Origin of the sequence: Modicisalibacter ilicicola DSM 19980 (assembly GCF_900128925.1) — a bacterium.
GTDB lineage: Bacteria > Pseudomonadota > Gammaproteobacteria > Pseudomonadales > Halomonadaceae > Modicisalibacter > Modicisalibacter ilicicola.
This window is the reverse complement of record NZ_FQUJ01000013.1, coordinates 73,807-89,356: the sequence shown is the minus strand read 5'-3', so window position 1 is coordinate 89,356 and position 15,550 is coordinate 73,807. Positions and strand designations below refer to the sequence as shown.

13 protein-coding genes are annotated in these 15,550 nt (G+C 64.6%); 7 read left to right on the top strand and 6 right to left on the bottom strand.

The annotated features are described in order from the left end of the window. The first annotated feature begins 386 nt into the window (after positions 1 to 386). Together BUA41_RS14255 and BUA41_RS14250 are read left to right on the top strand one after the other, a co-directional pair. On the top strand, positions 387 to 950 hold the full coding sequence (locus tag BUA41_RS14255) for a glycine zipper 2TM domain-containing protein (protein ID WP_072824040.1): 564 nt from the start codon (positions 387 to 389) through the stop codon (positions 948 to 950). A 68-nt stretch (positions 951 to 1,018) separates the two neighbouring features. Continuing rightward, positions 1,019 to 1,228, top strand: a complete 210-nt coding sequence (locus tag BUA41_RS14250) for a PIN domain-containing protein (protein WP_139249137.1) — start codon at positions 1,019 to 1,021, stop codon at positions 1,226 to 1,228. 159 nt (positions 1,229 to 1,387) lie between these two features. Here BUA41_RS14250 and BUA41_RS14245 read toward each other — a convergent pair whose 3' ends face one another. After that, complete coding sequence (locus tag BUA41_RS14245; protein WP_072824037.1) at positions 1,388 to 2,767, bottom strand: glutamine synthetase family protein; 1,380 nt, start codon at positions 2,765 to 2,767, stop codon at positions 1,388 to 1,390. Between the two features lie 250 nt (positions 2,768 to 3,017). On the opposite strand from BUA41_RS14245, the gene BUA41_RS14240 reads away from it, so the two are divergent. Next, positions 3,018 to 3,752, top strand: a complete 735-nt coding sequence (locus tag BUA41_RS14240; protein ID WP_072824035.1) for a gamma-glutamyl-gamma-aminobutyrate hydrolase family protein — start codon at positions 3,018 to 3,020, stop codon at positions 3,750 to 3,752. 165 nt (positions 3,753 to 3,917) lie between these two features. On the opposite strand, the gene BUA41_RS14235 is transcribed toward BUA41_RS14240, so the two are convergent. Next, positions 3,918 to 5,858, bottom strand: a complete 1,941-nt coding sequence (locus tag BUA41_RS14235) for a Na+/H+ antiporter NhaC family protein (protein WP_084671625.1) — start codon at positions 5,856 to 5,858, stop codon at positions 3,918 to 3,920. A gap of 297 nt (positions 5,859 to 6,155) precedes the next feature. Between BUA41_RS14235 and BUA41_RS14230 the strand changes: the two genes are divergently transcribed. The 4 genes from BUA41_RS14230 to purU all read left to right on the top strand — a co-directional run bounded on the left by BUA41_RS14230 (position 6,156) and on the right by purU (position 11,679). Next, complete coding sequence (locus BUA41_RS14230; RefSeq protein WP_072824033.1) at positions 6,156 to 7,544, top strand: aspartate aminotransferase family protein; 1,389 nt, start codon at positions 6,156 to 6,158, stop codon at positions 7,542 to 7,544. Then, positions 7,541 to 9,049, top strand: coding sequence for an aldehyde dehydrogenase (locus tag BUA41_RS14225; protein WP_072824031.1), 1,509 nt, complete (start codon positions 7,541 to 7,543; stop codon positions 9,047 to 9,049). The genes BUA41_RS14230 and BUA41_RS14225 overlap by 4 nt, the downstream gene beginning before the upstream one ends. Next, on the top strand, positions 9,019 to 10,734 hold the full coding sequence (locus BUA41_RS14220; RefSeq protein ID WP_072824029.1) for an endo-1,4-beta-xylanase: 1,716 nt from the start codon (positions 9,019 to 9,021) through the stop codon (positions 10,732 to 10,734). Before BUA41_RS14225 ends, BUA41_RS14220 begins: the two co-directional genes overlap by 31 nt. Positions 10,735 to 10,818: 84 nt before the next feature. Continuing rightward, positions 10,819 to 11,679: a formyltetrahydrofolate deformylase gene (purU, locus tag BUA41_RS14215; protein WP_072824026.1), complete on the top strand. Its 861-nt coding sequence runs from the start codon at positions 10,819 to 10,821 to the stop codon at positions 11,677 to 11,679. Between the two features lie 8 nt (positions 11,680 to 11,687). Here purU and BUA41_RS14210 read toward each other — a convergent pair whose 3' ends face one another. The 4 genes from BUA41_RS14210 to gatC form a co-directional block, all read right to left on the bottom strand. Next, the gene (locus BUA41_RS14210; RefSeq protein WP_072824024.1) at positions 11,688 to 12,239 is read right to left on the bottom strand and encodes a cupin domain-containing protein; all 552 of its coding nucleotides are present in this window, start codon (positions 12,237 to 12,239) and stop codon (positions 11,688 to 11,690) included. A gap of 13 nt (positions 12,240 to 12,252) precedes the next feature. Next, entirely contained in the window at positions 12,253 to 13,704 is a 1,452-nt protein-coding gene (gene gatB / locus BUA41_RS14205; protein ID WP_072824022.1) for an Asp-tRNA(Asn)/Glu-tRNA(Gln) amidotransferase subunit GatB, read from the bottom strand. Next, positions 13,704 to 15,164, bottom strand: coding sequence for an Asp-tRNA(Asn)/Glu-tRNA(Gln) amidotransferase subunit GatA (gene gatA, locus BUA41_RS14200; protein ID WP_072824020.1), 1,461 nt, complete (start codon positions 15,162 to 15,164; stop codon positions 13,704 to 13,706). The genes gatB and gatA overlap by 1 nt, the downstream gene beginning before the upstream one ends. 86 nt (positions 15,165 to 15,250) lie before the next feature. Next, positions 15,251 to 15,538, bottom strand: a complete 288-nt coding sequence (gene gatC, locus BUA41_RS14195; RefSeq protein WP_072824018.1) for an Asp-tRNA(Asn)/Glu-tRNA(Gln) amidotransferase subunit GatC — start codon at positions 15,536 to 15,538, stop codon at positions 15,251 to 15,253. Positions 15,539 to 15,550: the final 12 nt, after the last annotated feature.

The window sequence follows — 15,550 nt, the reverse complement described above, 5'->3', positions numbered from 1 at the left end:
ACGCCGCTAATCGTCCGGATCAAGGGCAGCGTAGGAGCGCAGATCCTCTGCGCGAAAGGCGCCGTCGGGCGCCCGAATCGAGCCGGCGCCGCTACGCAGCGTTCGCCCGATGAATCGGCCTCCTACCACCCCGGTGGCTCTGATTTTCGTGGGAGCTCGGTTTACCGAGCGAGGGGTTGATTCAATCGCCCGACGAACCGGCTCCTATGCCCAACAGCCATTCACGGTAATCCGTGAGGAACCCCAAAAGCATGGCGTGATGGATATGACAAACAATAAGGAAACGGTGTTCTAAAACTGATTTCATCGCCTTCCGGGAGTAAGCTGCCGTCTAGGCATCACTCGCACCATCAAGGGAAGCGCTGAAGAAATCGAGGAGGTGACCCATGAGCAAGTCCATCGTTATCGGCAGTACCCTCGCGGTCCTGGGGCTCGGCGGCTTGGCCTTCGGGGCCTATCAGATCCAGGCCACGAACTCGGGGCCGGAATACGCCGAAGTCGTCGATGTCGAGCGCATCACCGATACCATCCAGACGCCGCGTGAGGCCTGTTCGGACGTGGTGGTGACCCGCCAGCGCCCGAGCCAGGACCCCAATCGTATCGCCGGTACCGCCGTGGGAGCCATCGTCGGCGGCGTGCTGGGCAATCAGGTCGGCGGCGGCAGCGGCAAGAAGATCGCCACCGCCGCGGGGGCCGTGGCTGGCGGTTTCGCCGGGCGTGAAGTTCAGGGACGCATGCAGCAGGGCGACACCTACACCACTACCGAGCGCCGCTGCCAGACCGTGACCGACGTCGAGGAGCGTTTCCTGGGCTACGACGTCGAATACCGCATCGATGGCGAGGTCTTCGATGTGCGTCTCGACGAAGCGCCCAAGGGCGAGCGAGTGCCGCTGATCGACGGCGAGCCGCAATGGCAGGCGGCTGGCCAGGGGGCAAAAGCCGGCTCCTGAGTTAGCGCGTGAAATGACAAGGCCCGCCGTCAAGCGGGCCTTGTGCGTAGCGGCTACACCATGAATTCCTGTGCCACGTGGAAGTGCTGGCGTGGCAGCACTCATTGACACAGCGATACGGTAGTGTGCGGGCAGCCTTGGAAGGGCAAGGCAGACGGCTTGCCGACCTTGATCTTCTCATCGCCGTGCAGGCGCTGGAAATCGATGCTGTGTTGGTGACCAATGACCAGGCTTTCCATCGTGTAGACGGTCTGAGCATCGAAGACTGGACGCAATGATCATGGGCCCATTGCCGAAAGGTGATTGCTCAATCGGCAGGGGCCGCTTTGTCGAGTCATCAAATGTCGTTTCAGGTCAGCGCAAATTCATCGTCAGCGTGCCGAGGAGAACGGTGATGCCTGCCACCAGCAGTTTTAGTACCCGCTCATGGGCCGTTTTTAGACGTGGCGCATATACCAGTCATACTCCAGGTGACTGACCGCCTGCATGGCCTGGGCACGCTCCTCCCGGCGGTTGATGTGAAACACGTGATGGAAGTCGCGCCCCAGGGATTCGGCCAGCACGTCGCTGGCGGCGAATAGATCCAGGGCCTGTAGCCAACTGTTGGTCAGGGTCGGCTCGAGCTGTTCGTAGGCATTGCCCTCGATGGGTGGCGGTGGCGTCAGCTCGTGGTTCAGCCCGTGAAGCATCGAGGCCAGTAGTGTCGCCAGCAGCAGGTAAGGGTTGGCATCGGCCCCGGCGACCCGGTGCTCGATGCGCCTTGCGGCGTTGGCGCCAGAGGGGATGCGTACCGCGACCGAGCGGTTGTCGTAGCCCCAGGAGGGAGCCATCGGCACATAGAGGCTCGGCTGGAAGCGCCGGTAGGAGTTGAGGTTGGGGGCGAAGATGGCCATCGAGGCCGGCATCAGATCCAGCACGCCGGCGATGGCCTGTCGGAGCGCCGGCGTGCCGAGCGGGTCCTCGTCCTCGCTGGCGAAGACATTGCGGCCATCGCCATCGATCAGGCTGATGTGCACGTGGGCGCCGCTGCCGGCTTCATTGCCGTAGGGCTTGGCCATGAAGGTGGCCTCGAAATCGTGGTTGAGCGCCACGCCCTTGATCAGTCGCTTGAGCAGCACCGCACTGTCGGCGGCGCGCAGGGCGTCGTCGCAATGGATCAGGTTGATCTCGAACTGACCCGGTGCGCACTCCTTGAGTGCGGTGTCCAGCGGCAAGGATTGTTCGATGGCGGCCTGCTGGATCTCTTCGAGGAAGTCGGCGTATTCGTCGAGTTCGCTGATCGAGTAGAGCTGACTCTGGGTGGCGCGTTCGCCGGTGCCCGGAGAGCAGGGGGGCTGGGCATGGCCCCGTTCGTCGCGGCGCCGATCGACCAGATAGAATTCCAGCTCGAGAGCGACGACGGGGGTCAGATCGCGAGCCTGAAAGCCGGCCAGGACGTGCCGCAGCACCTGGCGGGGATCGGCGAAGAAAGGCCGGCCATCGACCTCTTCCATGGTCATCAGCAACTGGGCCTGACGCCCGTCGCGCAGCCAGGGGGTGACCATCAGCGTGCCCGGAATCGGCCGGCAGACCCGGTCGCCATCGCCGGTGGCCAGCCCCAGGCCAGTCGCCTCGATGGTATTGCCGTTGATGTCGAGGGCGAACAGCGATGCCGGCAAGTTGATGCCGTCCTGGTAGGCCTTGGGCAGGTTGTCGCGCGGGATACGCTTGCCGCGCAGCACGCCGTTCAGGTCGCTGATCAGCAGGTCGAAGCTTTCGATGTCCGGATGGTGCTCGAGAAAGCGGTTGGCCTCATTCAAGGCGGGGGCGGGCGTCATGGACGGATACCTTTGTGCCGATGATGGTTCATGCCCTCATTTTCCTCTGGTTAAAGATGTTGTCAAATTTTTTACGGAAAGATTGGTATCGGTTCGCGGGAATCTGGCGTTGATTTATTTTAATATACTGTACTAAAAGATATTTTTTCTTCAGTGTTGAAAGGTCGGCGACCGGTATTGGCAAGAAAGATTTACGCGAGTATGTTGATTAAAGCATACCAGTCATTGTCAGCCATCCAAGGAGTCCATCATGAAGGGTCGCCCGCTGGTAGGAGTGATCGCCTGTCGTCGACAGGTCGAGGGTCATCCGGCCCATACGGTTACCGACAAGTATCTGCGCGCGCTCCACGACTACGGGCTTGCGCCGGTCATCCTGCCGGTCTGGGAGAAGGGGGTGGACACGTCCCTGCTGGAACGTCTCGACGGTCTGATGCTGACCGGCAGCCACACCAATGTCGAGCCACACCGCTATGGTGCCGAGCGAATCCCCGAGAATACCCGGGATGACAGGGACCGCGACAGTGTGGCGCTGGCGCTGATCCCTGCCGCCATCGAGCGCGGCTTGCCGCTGCTGGGCATCTGCCGCGGGTTCCAGGAGATCAATGTCGCCATGGGCGGCACGCTTTACCAGGCAGTACAGAAGGTGCCGGGGATGCTCGACCATCGCGAGCCGGAGGGCGACAAGGCTACCCGTTACGCGCCGGCCCACGAACTGGCCGTCGAGCCCGGCGGCCTGCTGGCGCGCCTCTACGATCAGCCCGGAGCGCAGGTCAACTCCCTGCACCAGCAGGGCATCGAACGCCTTGGGGAGGGGCTTCGGGTGGAAGGGCGCGCCCCGGACGGCCTGATCGAGGCGTTTTCCGTGAAGGATGCCAAGGCCTTCGCCCTGGCGGTTCAGTGGCATCCGGAGTGGCACCCCCAGGAGAGCCCGATCAACGACGCGCTGTTCCGGGGGTTTGCCGAGGCCTGTGCTCGGTCCCGTTGATTCCTTGGCATGGCGGGCAAAAAACGGCTCGTCGACGTTTCATGCGGATTTAGTCTACCCCATCGCCCGATAAATCGGGCTCCCACCATCCAGGTGGCTCTGATCCCTTGTGGGAGCTCGCTTCAGCGCGCGATAGACGTTTCGAGCCTGGAGCGAGCGTCGAGGTCAGGCCGTTTCGGGACTTTTCGCCGTCGTGTTCGAGACTGGCTGGGATGCCCGCCTGCCGAAGACGAACAACACCCCCGTCAGTACCAGGAGGCCGGCCAGCAGACCGAGCCACCAGCGGATGCCGTAGCCCACGGCCAAGGTGCCGAAGAGCAGCGCCACCACGCCGACCAGCAGCGCATAGGGCAGCTGGGTGCGCACGTGATCCACCAGGTTGCAGCCACTGGCCATGGCGGAGAGCAGGGTGGTGTCCGCCAGCGGCGAGCAGTGATCGCCCCACACCGCGCCGGCCAGCACCGAGGCCACCGAGGCGTAGAGAATCGGCATGCCCTCGGCGCTGCCAGCCAGGTCGTGGTGGGAGAGCACGGCCCAGGCCAGCGGCACCACCAGGGGCATCATGATGCCCATGACGCCCCAGGACGACCCGGTGGCGAAGGCGGTGAAGGCGGCCAGCACGAAGATCACCGTGGGGAGCCACTGCGGGCTCAGCGAGTCGCCCAGGACCGCGACCAGGAACTCGCTGGTCTGCAGGGCGTCGTTCACGTTGGCCAGGGCCCAGGCCATCACCAGGATGGTGATCGGCAGCAGCATCGACTTGACGCCCTCGAACCAGTAGTGGCCGGTCTCGGTCATGCCCATCAGGCGCTGGGCCAGGGTCAGGATCACCGCCACGAGACAGCCCGCCAGGGAGCCCCACATCATGGCACTGAAGGAGTCGCCCTCGCCGAAGATGTCGCGCAGCGCATGGTCGCCCGGTCCCAGTGCCTCGAGTCCGGTGATGTAGATGCCACCCAGGGTGATGCCGGCCAGCACCAGCATCGGCACGATGGCGTTCCAGGCACGGCTGGGAACGCCGGGCTTGGTGGGGATGTCCGCTTCCTCGACGGTGGTTTCGCGCTTGCCCAGGGGCGAATGCTGAAGATCGCCGCCGATCGCCCGGCGCTCGGCCTTGAGCATGGGGCCGAAGTCGCGTCCGCTCCACACGACCAGGAACACGAACGCCAGCGCCAGGAGGGGGTAGGCGTTGTAGGGCAGGGCGTTGACGAACACCGAGTAGGCGGACTCGTTCCACTCCGCGATGCCGTCCATGGCCTCGCTGATCAGGCCGACCTGGAAGCCGATCCAGGTGCTGATCAGGGCGATGGTGGAGACCGGCGCCGCCGTGCTGTCGATGAGATAGGCCAGCTTGGCCCGGGAGATCGCCATCTTGTCGGTAATCGCGCGCATGGTGTTGCCGACGATCAGGGCGTTGGCATAGTCGTCGAAGAAGATCGCCAGCCCCAGTAGCGCGGTGGAGCTCTGCGCCTGGCGACGTCCGCGGATGACGGCCGAGATACGCCTGGCGATGCCCTGGGTGCCGCCGTTGCGCGAGATGATCCCGACCATGCCGCCGATGAGCAGACAGAACAGCACGATGGACATGTGCCCGCTGTCGCTGGCCGCTTCGAGCACGTGCACGTTGACCGAATCGGCGAAGGCACCGAACAGCGCCCCCGTATCCATGCCGTGCAGGATCCAGCCGCCCATCAGGATGCCCACGAACAGCGCCAGGATGACCTGGCGAAAGACCAGCGCCAGGGTAATGGCGAGCAGAGCGGGCAGCAGCGACAGCCAGGCCGGGATGGCCGACAGCTCCATCGCGGCCAGCACCTGCCCACCGCCATCGGTCAACTCCACGTGGCTGATGCCCTGATCGATGGTCAGCTCCGGGGCGAGCCATTGGCCCTCGTCGTTGCGGACCAGTTCGACGGGCTCGCCATCCAGTCGTAACCGAGGGTCGGTGTCTTCGGGAATGTCGGTGATGGGGAGGTCGAAGGCGACGCCTTGCAGGATGACGTCCGGCGTGTCGAAGCCGGGGGCGGCGCAGGCCAGGGTGGCGATTGCCCACAGGGCTGGCAGCCATAGCCACCGGGTCGATCGTTTCAGCCATGTCATGATCATGCTCGCTCCTGATCTTGTTGTTGGTTGGCCAAGCAAGGGTTTCTCGGCATGTGTCGCAGGGACAGCGAAAATTCTCTTCGTTGATAAAAAATGATCACTCGCTGCGCAATCGTCAAATATTTTTTACCATTTCTGTTGTTGAATTTCGCCGTACATGTTTTTTTTGCTTTTCTTGTCAGTTATTTATTCAAGTCATGGAAAGTATTCTGCGAAAAGGGTTGGCAATGAAATGTTGGACATATATGTTGAGTAAAAAATAACATTCATAACGCGACGTCTATCTTCCAGGAGTTCGTCATGACCCAGCAGACTACCGCCGATCTACAGCGTCTGGATCGCGCTCACCACCTGCACCCCTTCACCGATTTCAAGGCCCTGGGTGAGGAGGGGAGCCGTATCATCACCCATGCCGAGGGCGTCTATGTCCATGACAGCGAAGGGCATCGCATCCTCGATGGCATGGCCGGTCTGTGGTGCGTCAACCTGGGCTATGGTCGCGAGGAGCTGGTGGAAGCCGCGACCCGCCAGATGCGCGAGCTGCCGTTCTACAACAACTTCTTCAAGTCCACCCACCCGCCCGCGGTCAAGCTGGCCGAGAAGCTGAGCCAGCTGGCGCCGGCGCATGTCAACCGGGTGTTCTTCACCGGCTCGGGCTCCGAGGCCAACGATACGGCGCTGCGCATGATCCGTCGCTACTGGGCGCTCGAGGGCAAGCCCGAAAAACAGATCGTCATCTCCCGCGAGAACGGCTATCACGGCTCCACCGTCGCCGGCCTGAGCCTGGGGGGCATGGCACCGATGCATGCTCAGGGTGGCCCGCTGGTGCCGGGCATCGAGCACGTGCGCCAGCCCTACTGGTTCGGTGAAGGACGCGAGCACACGCCCGAAGCGTTCGGCCGGCTTTGCGCCCAGGCCATCGAGGACAAGATACTGGCCCTGGGCGAGGAGAACGTGGCGGCCTTCATTGCCGAGCCGGTGCAGGGCGCCGGAGGGGCGATCATTCCGCCCGAGAGCTACTGGCCGGCGGTCAAGGAGGTGCTCGCCAGGTACGACATCCTGCTGGTGGCCGACGAGGTCATCTGCGGCTTCGGGCGTCTGGGCGAGTGGTTCGGCAGCCAGCACTACGGCCTGAAGCCGGACCTGATGCCCATCGCCAAGGGGCTCTCCTCGGGCTACCTGCCCATCGGCGGCGTGCTGGTCGGCGACCGGGTCGCCGAAACGCTGATCGAGGAGGGCGGCGAGTTCTTCCACGGCTTCACCTACTCCGGGCACCCCGTGTGCGCCGCAGTGGCGCTGAAGAACCTCGAGCTGATGGAAGCCGAGGGCATCGTCGAGAAAGTGCGCGACGATCTTGGCCCCTATCTGGCCCGGCGCTGGGCGGAGCTTGGCGATCATCCCGTCGTCGGCGAAACCCGCAGCCTGGGGTTGATCGGCGCCCTGGAGCTGGTGGCCGACAAGGCCGGCGGGCAACGTTTCGACAAGACCCTGGGTGCGGGTAACCTGTGTCGTGACATCTGTTTCGATAGCGGACTGGTGATGCGCTCCGTAGGCGATACCATGATCATTTCTCCACCGCTGGTGATCACCCGTGCGCAGATCGACGAGCTGGTCATTCTGGCGCGTCGTGCCCTCGATGAGACTGCACGCCGGCTGGGCATAACCACGACCAAGGAGGCAAGTGCATGAATGCGAAACTGAACCACGCCGACTGGAAGGCGCTCGCCGGGGAGGTGCGCTTCGAGACCCGGGCCTTCATCGGCAATCGGTTCGTCGATGCCGCCGCAGGCGAGACCTTCGCGACGATCAACCCCGCCACCGGCGAGACCCTGGCCAGGATCGCCAGCTGCGATGCCGCGGATGCCGAGGTGGCGGTGCGCCATGCCCGCGACGCCTACGAGCGTGGCGACTGGTCACGGCTCGCCCCGGGCAGGCGCAAGCAGTTGATGCTGCGCCTGGCGGAGCTGATGGAGCAGCACAAGAACGAACTGGCCTTGCTCGATACCCTGGACATGGGCAAGCCGGTCACCAGTTCCCTGGGGGACATGGCCGGTGCCATCGGTTGTATTCGCTACAACGCCGAGAGCATCGACAAGGTCTATGGCGAGGTCGCGCCCACCGGCGAGGAGGCCCTGGGTCTGGTACTGCGGGAACCCCTGGGCGTGGTGGCCTCCATCGTGCCCTGGAACTTCCCGCTGATGATGACCGCCTGGAAGATCGGGCCGGCACTGGCGGCGGGCAACAGCGTGATCCTCAAGCCCTCGGAGAAATCGCCGCTCTCCGCGCTGCGCCTGGCCCAGCTCGTCCAGGAGGCCGGCTTCCCCGAAGGGGTGTTCCAGGTCCTGCCCGGTTTCGGGCATACCGCCGGCAAGGCGCTGGCCCTGTCCATGGACGTCGACTGCCTCTCCTTCACCGGCTCCACCGGCGTCGGCAAGCAACTGATGCAGTACGCCGGTCAATCGAATCTGAAGCGCGTCTATCTGGAATGCGGCGGCAAGAGCCCCAATATCGTCTTCGCCGATTGCAAGGATCTCGATGCCGTTGCAAGCAACGCCGCCGCGGCGATCTTCCACAATCAGGGCGAGGTGTGCATCGCCGGCTCCCGGCTGCTGGTGGAGAACTCCATCCGCGAGGAGTTCGTCGAGCGGGTGCTGGCCCATGCCGAGACCATGCAGCCCGGCGATCCCCTGAATCCGGACAGCTTCATGGGCGCGATCGTCGACGAGACCCAGTACAAGCGCATCCTCGACTACATTCGCCAGGGGGTGGAAGAGGGCGCGCACCTGCGCACCGGGGGCGAGGCGGTGAGCCCGATCGAGGGCGGGCTGTTCGTCGCTCCCACGGTGTTCGATGGCGTGACCGACCAGATGACCATCGGCCGGGAGGAGATCTTCGGCCCGGTGCTGGCGGTGTTCGGTTTCGATACGGAAGAAGAGGCCCTGCGACTGGCCAACGACAGCGACTACGGTCTGGCCGCCGGGCTGTGGAGCCAGGACATCGATCGCATCATGCGCGTCTCGCGCCGGTTGCAGTCGGGCCAGGTGTTCGTCAACAACTGGGCCGGCGGCGACATGACCGTGCCCTTCGGGGGCGTCAAGCAGTCCGGCAACGGCCGCGACAAGTCGCATCACTCCCTGGAGGAGTATTCGGAGCTCAAGACGGTATGGATGGCGCTGTCGCCGGCCTCCCGATGAGTCGGGCCGGGCGCGGCTGGTTGCTCCCGGTGTGCCTGGGGCTGGCGCTCCTGACGAGCGCCGATGCCGCCGCGGGCAGGCAGGGGGTGAACCTGCTCGAGGGCGACTGGGCGCATTTCGCCGGTGCCGTGCTGACCGATGCGGGCGTGCGTGTCGAGGGGCTGGGCCGCGCCATCGTGCCCACCGAGGATGCCGATGATCAGACCCCGGTGGCCAATCCGCCGATCAACCTGCGTGGGCCGGTCCTGCGGGTGACAGGGGACTTTGCGCTCTCCGCGCGCCTCGCGCTGCCTTCCGATCCGGGAGGCGCCTACCTGACCCTCTATGGCGAACTCCCCTACAATCAGGACGAATGGCGCCAGCCGGGGCGTGCCGTGACCCTGGGGGTCGAGGACGACAGGTTGATCGTCGAGCTGCAGGATGGCATCGCCGATCCGCAGCGCCACGTCTATTCCCTCGGCGGCCGCGAGGCAGCCGTCACGCTGGGCCTGGCGCGCCTCGGCGACGAGTTCGAGGTGCGCATCGACGACAAGACCGTTGCCACCCTGGCGGATCCCGGGCTGTTCGACGCAGGACGACTCCGGTTCGGTGCCTCGGCCACGGTGGGGTCGTCCTTCGTGTTGCAGGCCTTGACGGCCCGGGCCCTGGAAAACGGCCGGGTCGAGGCGATCGAAGAGGGCCTCCCGGTGGTGGAGGGCGAGCCCCAGTCGCTACGCCGCCTGGCGAAGAAGCATCATCCGCACCTCGATATCGGTACCGCCGTCTCGCCGATCCCGCTGTTCGCCGACGATGCCTACGCGCGCCTGCTGGCCCGGGAGTTCAGCATGGTGACGCCGGAAAACGTCATGAAATTCCAGTTCATCCATCCGCAGCCGGATCGCTACGCCTTCGCCGAGGCGGACGCCATCGTCGAGTTCGCCGAGGTCAACCGCATGGCGGTGCATGGCCACACCCTGGCCTGGAAGGAGGCGCTGCCGCGTTGGGTGACCCAGCCGAGCCACAGCGACGAACGGCTGCGACAAATTCTCGCCGAGCATATCGCCGCGGTGGTGGGGCGCTACAAGGGGCGCGTCCGCTCCTGGGACGTGGTGAACGAGCCCTTCGAGCCCTTCGGCGCGGCACTGCGTAGCGGCTCGCCCTGGTATCGGGCGATGGGTGAGGGGTACATCGCCTTCGCCCTGCGCCAGGCGCATCGCGCCGACCCCGAAGCCAGGCTCTACATCAATGACTATGCCCTGGAGCATCCCGGGCCCAAGTCCGATGCCATGTATGCCCTGGCGAAATCGCTGCTCGCGCGAGGCGTGCCGCTGCACGGCATCGGCTTCCAGATGCACGAGGACATGACCGAGGACTACCAGCCGGTGGCGGCATCCGTGTTTCGCGACAATGTGCAGCGCTTCATCGACCTGGGGCTCGAGGTGCGCATCTCGGAGATGGACGTCAATCTGCACGAGGACGACTCCGAGGAGCGCTTGCAGGATCAGGCCGAGTATTTCCGTGCGATGCTCGAACTGGCCCGGGACGAACCCGCGTTCACGGCATTCTCGATGTGGGGCTTCACCGATCGCTATTCATCGCTTCAGGAGTGGTGGGATGCCGACGGTTTCGGCAATGGCCTGATCTTCGACGCCGACTACCGACCCAAGCCCGCCTATTTCAGCCTTCGAAAGGCCTTGAGGGAGTGAAATCCACCGTCTCGCCCGGGTAAAGTGGTCCTGGTGACACGTCACGCTTCCAACCATCAGCACCTCCGGTACAAGTCGAGCACCATGAAGAACAAACCTGCCTATATCCTCAAGGTCACCTGCCCGGGGCGCGTCGGCATCGTCGCCGCCATCGGCAATTTCCTGGCCGATCGCGGCTGCTTCATCAAGGAGCTGCATCAGTACGACGATCTGAACTCCGGTCGTTTCTTCTCGACCATCGAATTCGTCTTCGAAGGGGAGCACACCCCCAGCGTCGAGCAGCTCAAGGCGGCCTTCGAGGTGACCGCGCTGCGCTTCGACATGCAGTGGGAGATCCACGACGCCAGCCGGCCGGCCAGGGTGCTGGTCATGGTGTCGAGATACGATCACTGCCTGCGCGATCTGCTCTATCGGCGTGCCACCGGCGAGCTGAACGTCGAGTTCACCGCCATCGTCTCCAACCACGAGGACCTGCGGCCCATGGCCGAACATGCCGGCGTCGAGTATGTCCACCTGCCGGTGACGCCGGAGAACAAGCCCCGGCAGGAGGCCCGGTTGCTGGAGATCATCGAGGCGACCGACACCGACCTGGTGGTGCTGGCCCGTTACATGCAGGTTCTGTCCGACTCGCTCTGCCGGCGGCTGGCAGGCCGCTGCATCAACATCCACCACTCCTTCCTGCCGGGCTTCAAGGGTGCCAAGCCCTACCAGCAGGCCTACGAGCGCGGGGTGAAGCTGATCGGTGCCACGGCACACTACGTGACCGCCGACCTCGACGAGGGGCCGATCATCGAGCAGATGGTGGAGCGGGTCAGTCATGCCCACGATCCCGAGCACCTCACCCAGGTCGGGCGGGACATCGAGGCCCAGACCCTGGCGAGGGCGGTGAAGTACCATGCCCATCACCGGGTGTTTCAGAACGGATTGCGGACCGTGGTGTTTTGACGCCAGGCCTAGAAGTTCTTGGCGGGCGTACAGCAGCTCACCAGCCTGCAGACCGTCTTGCCGATGTTGCGAAAGCGGTGCGGCGTGTTGGTATTGAAGTAATAGGCTTCCCCCGGCCCCAGGACGCGGGTGTCGGCGCCGATGGTGATCTCGATCTCGCCCTCGAGAATCACCCCGGCCTCTTCCCCGCGGTGGGCGATCATCTCGCGGCCGGTATCTGCACCCGCCGCGTAGGTCTCGATCATGAAGGAAAGCGCGCGATTTTCCCGATTGGCGCCGACCAGCTTGAAGGCCACCTCGCCGCTGCCGATATCCGGCAGCTCATCGGCGTGATAGAACACCTGGTCGGTGTTTTCCAGCTCCATGGTGAAGAAGTCCCCGACGCTGATGGGGATGGCGTCGAGGATCTTCTTCAGCGAGCTGACCGAGGGGCTGACCTTGTTCTGCTCGATCAGCGACAGGCTGGAGTGGGTGACGCCGCAGCGCTTGGCCAGCTCGCGCTGGGAGATGCCGCGCAGGGTGCGCAGGGCACGCAGTCGTGGCCCGACATTGTCCGACATCGTTGACTGACTCCTAGGCCCGATCGAGTTTCTGCTTGAGCAGGGCATTGACCTGCTGCGGGTTGGCGGTGCCCCGAGACGCCTTCATGACCTGACCGACGAAGTAGCCGATCATCTTGCCACGCTTGTCCTCGCTGGCCTCTCGATACTGGGCGACCTGCACCGGGCTGTCGGCAATCACCTGATCGATCATCGCCTCGATGGCGCCGGTGTCGGTGACCTGCCTGAGCCCCTTGGCCTCGATGATCTCGTCGGCACTGGCGCCTTCGCCATTCCACAGGGCGGCGAATACCTGCTTGGCTGCCTTGCCGTTGATGGTCTCGTCCCGCACCCGCAGTACCAGGCCGCCGAGCTGCGCGGCCGTGACCGGGCTGTCGGCGATGTCCCGACCTTCCCGGTTGAGCTGGCCCGAGAGTTCGCCCTGAACCCAGTTGGCGGCCAGCTTGGCGTCGCCGCAGACGTCCTTGACCGCCTCGAAGTAGTCGGCCATGGCGCGGCTCGACGACAGCACGCCGGCATCGTAGGCGGACAGGCCGAGTTCGCTCTCGAAGCGCGCACGCTTCTCGGCGGGCAGCTCGGGCAGGTTGTCGCGCAGATGGTCGACATAGGCCTTGTCGAGCACCACCGGCAGCAGGTCCGGGCAGGGGAAGTAGCGGTAGTCGTTGGCCTCTTCCTTGGTGCGCATGCTGCGGGTCTCGTCCGCCTCCGGATCGTAGAGGCGGGTTTCCTGGGTCACCTGGCCGCCATCCTCGATCAGTTCGATCTGTCGCTCGACCTCGAAGGCGATGGCGCGCTCGACGAATCGGAACGAATTGACGTTCTTGATCTCGGCACGGGTTCCGAAGGCCGCCTGCCCCGCGGGGCGCACGGAGACGTTGACATCGCAGCGCATCGAGCCCTCGGCCATGTTGCCATCCGAGATCCCCAGGTAGGTCACGATGGCATGAATGGCGCGAAGGTAGGCGACCGCTTCCTTGGCCGATCGCATGTCCGGTTCGGAGACGATCTCCAGCAGCGGGGTGCCGGCGCGGTTGAGGTCGACACCGGTCATGCCGTGATAGTCCTCGTGCAGCGACTTGCCGGCATCCTCCTCGAGGTGGGCGTGATGCACGCGGACACGCTTGGTGCTGCCATCCTCGAGGCTGATCTCCACCTCGCCCGGCCCGACGATGGGGTGATACATCTGGCTGGTCTGATAGCCCTTGGGCAGGTCGGGGTAGAAGTAGTTCTTGCGATCGAACACCGAGACCTCGGGAATCTCGGCATTGATGCCCAGGCCGAACTGCACCGCCATGGACACCGCGTTCTCGTTGAGCACCGGCAGTACCCCGGGCAGGCCCAGGTCGACGGCACAGGCCTGGGTGTTGGGTTCGGCGCCGAAGGCGGTGGAGGCGCCGGAAAAGATCTTCGATTGGGTGGAAAGCTGCACGTGGACTTCCAGCCCGATCACGGTTTCCCATTGCATCAGCTGTTCTCCTCGCCGAAGGCCGGGCGACGGCGATGCCAGTCGGTGGCCTGCTGAAACTGGTGAGCCACATTGAGCAGGTGCTGCTCGGAGAAGTGCGGGCCGAGGATCTGCAATCCGGTGGGCCGCCGGCCGACGAACCCGGCCGGAACACTGATGCCCGGTATGCCCGCCAGGTTGATGGCGATGGTGTAGACGTCCTGCAGGTACATCGAGAGCGGGTCCTTCTTGGCGCCCAGGTCGAAGGCGGGAGTCGGTGCCGCCGGGCCCATCAGCACGTCGACCTCTTCGAAGGCATCGAGAAAGTCCTGGCGAATCAGGCGGCGGACCTGTTGTGCCTTCTTGTAGTAGGCGTCGAAGAAGCCTTCGGACAGCGTGTGCGTGCCCATCAGGATGCGCCGCTTGACCTCGGTGCCGAAGCCCTCGGCCCGGGAGCGCTTGTAGAGGTCGATGAGATCGCTCGGGTTCTCGCAGCGATGGCCGAAGCGTACGCCGTCGAACCGCGAGAGGTTCGAGGAGGCTTCCGCCGGGGCGATGACGTAATAGGCGGGAATGGCCAGATCGGTATGTGGCAGGCTGACCTCCTGCACGCTGGCGCCCAGGCCCTCGTAGACCTTGATCGCCTCGCGTATCGCGGACTCCACGCCGGGGTCGAGCCCCTCGCCGAAGTACTCCCTGGGCAAGCCGATTCGAAGACCCGACAGCGAGGCCGAGAGTTCGTCCCGGTAGTTCGGCACGCCGCGCGCCACGCTGGTCGAGTCGCGCGGGTCGTGGCCGGCGATGGCCTCGAGCAGCAGTGCGCAATCCTCGGCACTGTATGCCATGGGGCCGGCCTGATCGAGGCTCGAGGCATAGGCCACCATCCCGTAGCGGGACACTCGCCCATAGGTGGGCTTGAGCCCGGTGATGCCGCAAAAGGCCGCCGGCTGGCGGATCGAGCCGCCGGTATCGGTTCCCAGTGCCGCCGGCACCAGGCCGGCGGCGACCGCCGCGGCGCTGCCGCCGGAACTGCCGCCAGGGACGGCAGCGAGGTCCCAGGGGTTCTTGACCGGCCCGTAGTAGCTGTTTTCGTTGGACGACCCCATGGCGAATTCGTCCATGTTGGTCTTGCCCAGGCTCAAGGCGCCGGCGGCGGCAAGCCTTTCGACCACCGTGGCGTCGTAGGGCGACTCGAAGTTGTCGAGCATTCTCGAGCCACAGCTGGTGCGCACGCCCCGGGTACAGAAAAGGTCCTTCAAGGCCAGGGGCAGGCCGTTCAGGGCCCCGACGTTACCTCGGGCGCGAGCGGCATCGGCGGCGTCGGCGGAGGCCAGGGCCTGCTCGGCGGTCACGGTAATGAAGCTGTTGAGTTCGCCATCGAGTCGCTGGATACGCTCGAGATAATGTTCGGTCAATTCACGACTGGAGAATTCGCCGGCGGCCAGGGCCGTGGCGAGTTCGCTGAGTGTCTTGTCATGCATGCAGGTTGTGGCTCTCTCGCTTGATTCTACTTGGGCTCGGCTTGGAGCTCTCGTCGCTGTTCAGTCTTGAGAAAAGCGCTTGGTCGTCATTCGACGACTCGTGGTACCAGATAGAGGCCATCTTCCACCGCCGGAGCGCAGCGCTGGAAGCGTTCGCGCTGGTTGGGTTCGGTCACCTCATCGGCACGCAGGCGTTGGGTCGTGTCCAGTGAATGCGCCAAGGGAGCCACATGCTCGGTGTCGACGGCCTGCAGGCGGTCTGCCATGTCGAGGATCCGGCTCAGGTCCTGCACGTAGCCGGCGGCCTCGTCGTCGTCGAGGCCCAGGCGAGCGAGATGGGCGGCACGCCGCACGTCTTCCGGGTCAAGCGCCATAGCGTCTGTTTC

Coding starts and splice junctions, on each gene's coding strand:
- BUA41_RS14255 (WP_072824040.1), top strand. CDS start 387: ATGAGCAAGTCCATCGTTATCGGCAGTACCCTCGCGGTCCTGGGGCTC.
- BUA41_RS14245 (WP_072824037.1), bottom strand. CDS start 2,767: ATGACGCCCGCCCCCGCCTTGAATGAGGCCAACCGCTTTCTCGAGCAC.
- BUA41_RS14240 (WP_072824035.1), top strand. CDS start 3,018: ATGAAGGGTCGCCCGCTGGTAGGAGTGATCGCCTGTCGTCGACAGGTC.
- BUA41_RS14235 (WP_084671625.1), bottom strand. CDS start 5,858: ATGATCATGACATGGCTGAAACGATCGACCCGGTGGCTATGGCTGCCA.
- BUA41_RS14230 (WP_072824033.1), top strand. CDS start 6,156: ATGACCCAGCAGACTACCGCCGATCTACAGCGTCTGGATCGCGCTCAC.
- BUA41_RS14225 (WP_072824031.1), top strand. CDS start 7,541: ATGAATGCGAAACTGAACCACGCCGACTGGAAGGCGCTCGCCGGGGAG.
- BUA41_RS14220 (WP_072824029.1), top strand. CDS start 9,019: ATGGATGGCGCTGTCGCCGGCCTCCCGATGAGTCGGGCCGGGCGCGGC.
- purU (WP_072824026.1), top strand. CDS start 10,819: ATGAAGAACAAACCTGCCTATATCCTCAAGGTCACCTGCCCGGGGCGC.
- BUA41_RS14210 (WP_072824024.1), bottom strand. CDS start 12,239: ATGTCGGACAATGTCGGGCCACGACTGCGTGCCCTGCGCACCCTGCGC.
- gatB (WP_072824022.1), bottom strand. CDS start 13,704: ATGCAATGGGAAACCGTGATCGGGCTGGAAGTCCACGTGCAGCTTTCC.
- gatA (WP_072824020.1), bottom strand. CDS start 15,164: ATGCATGACAAGACACTCAGCGAACTCGCCACGGCCCTGGCCGCCGGC.
- gatC (WP_072824018.1), bottom strand. CDS start 15,538: ATGGCGCTTGACCCGGAAGACGTGCGGCGTGCCGCCCATCTCGCTCGC.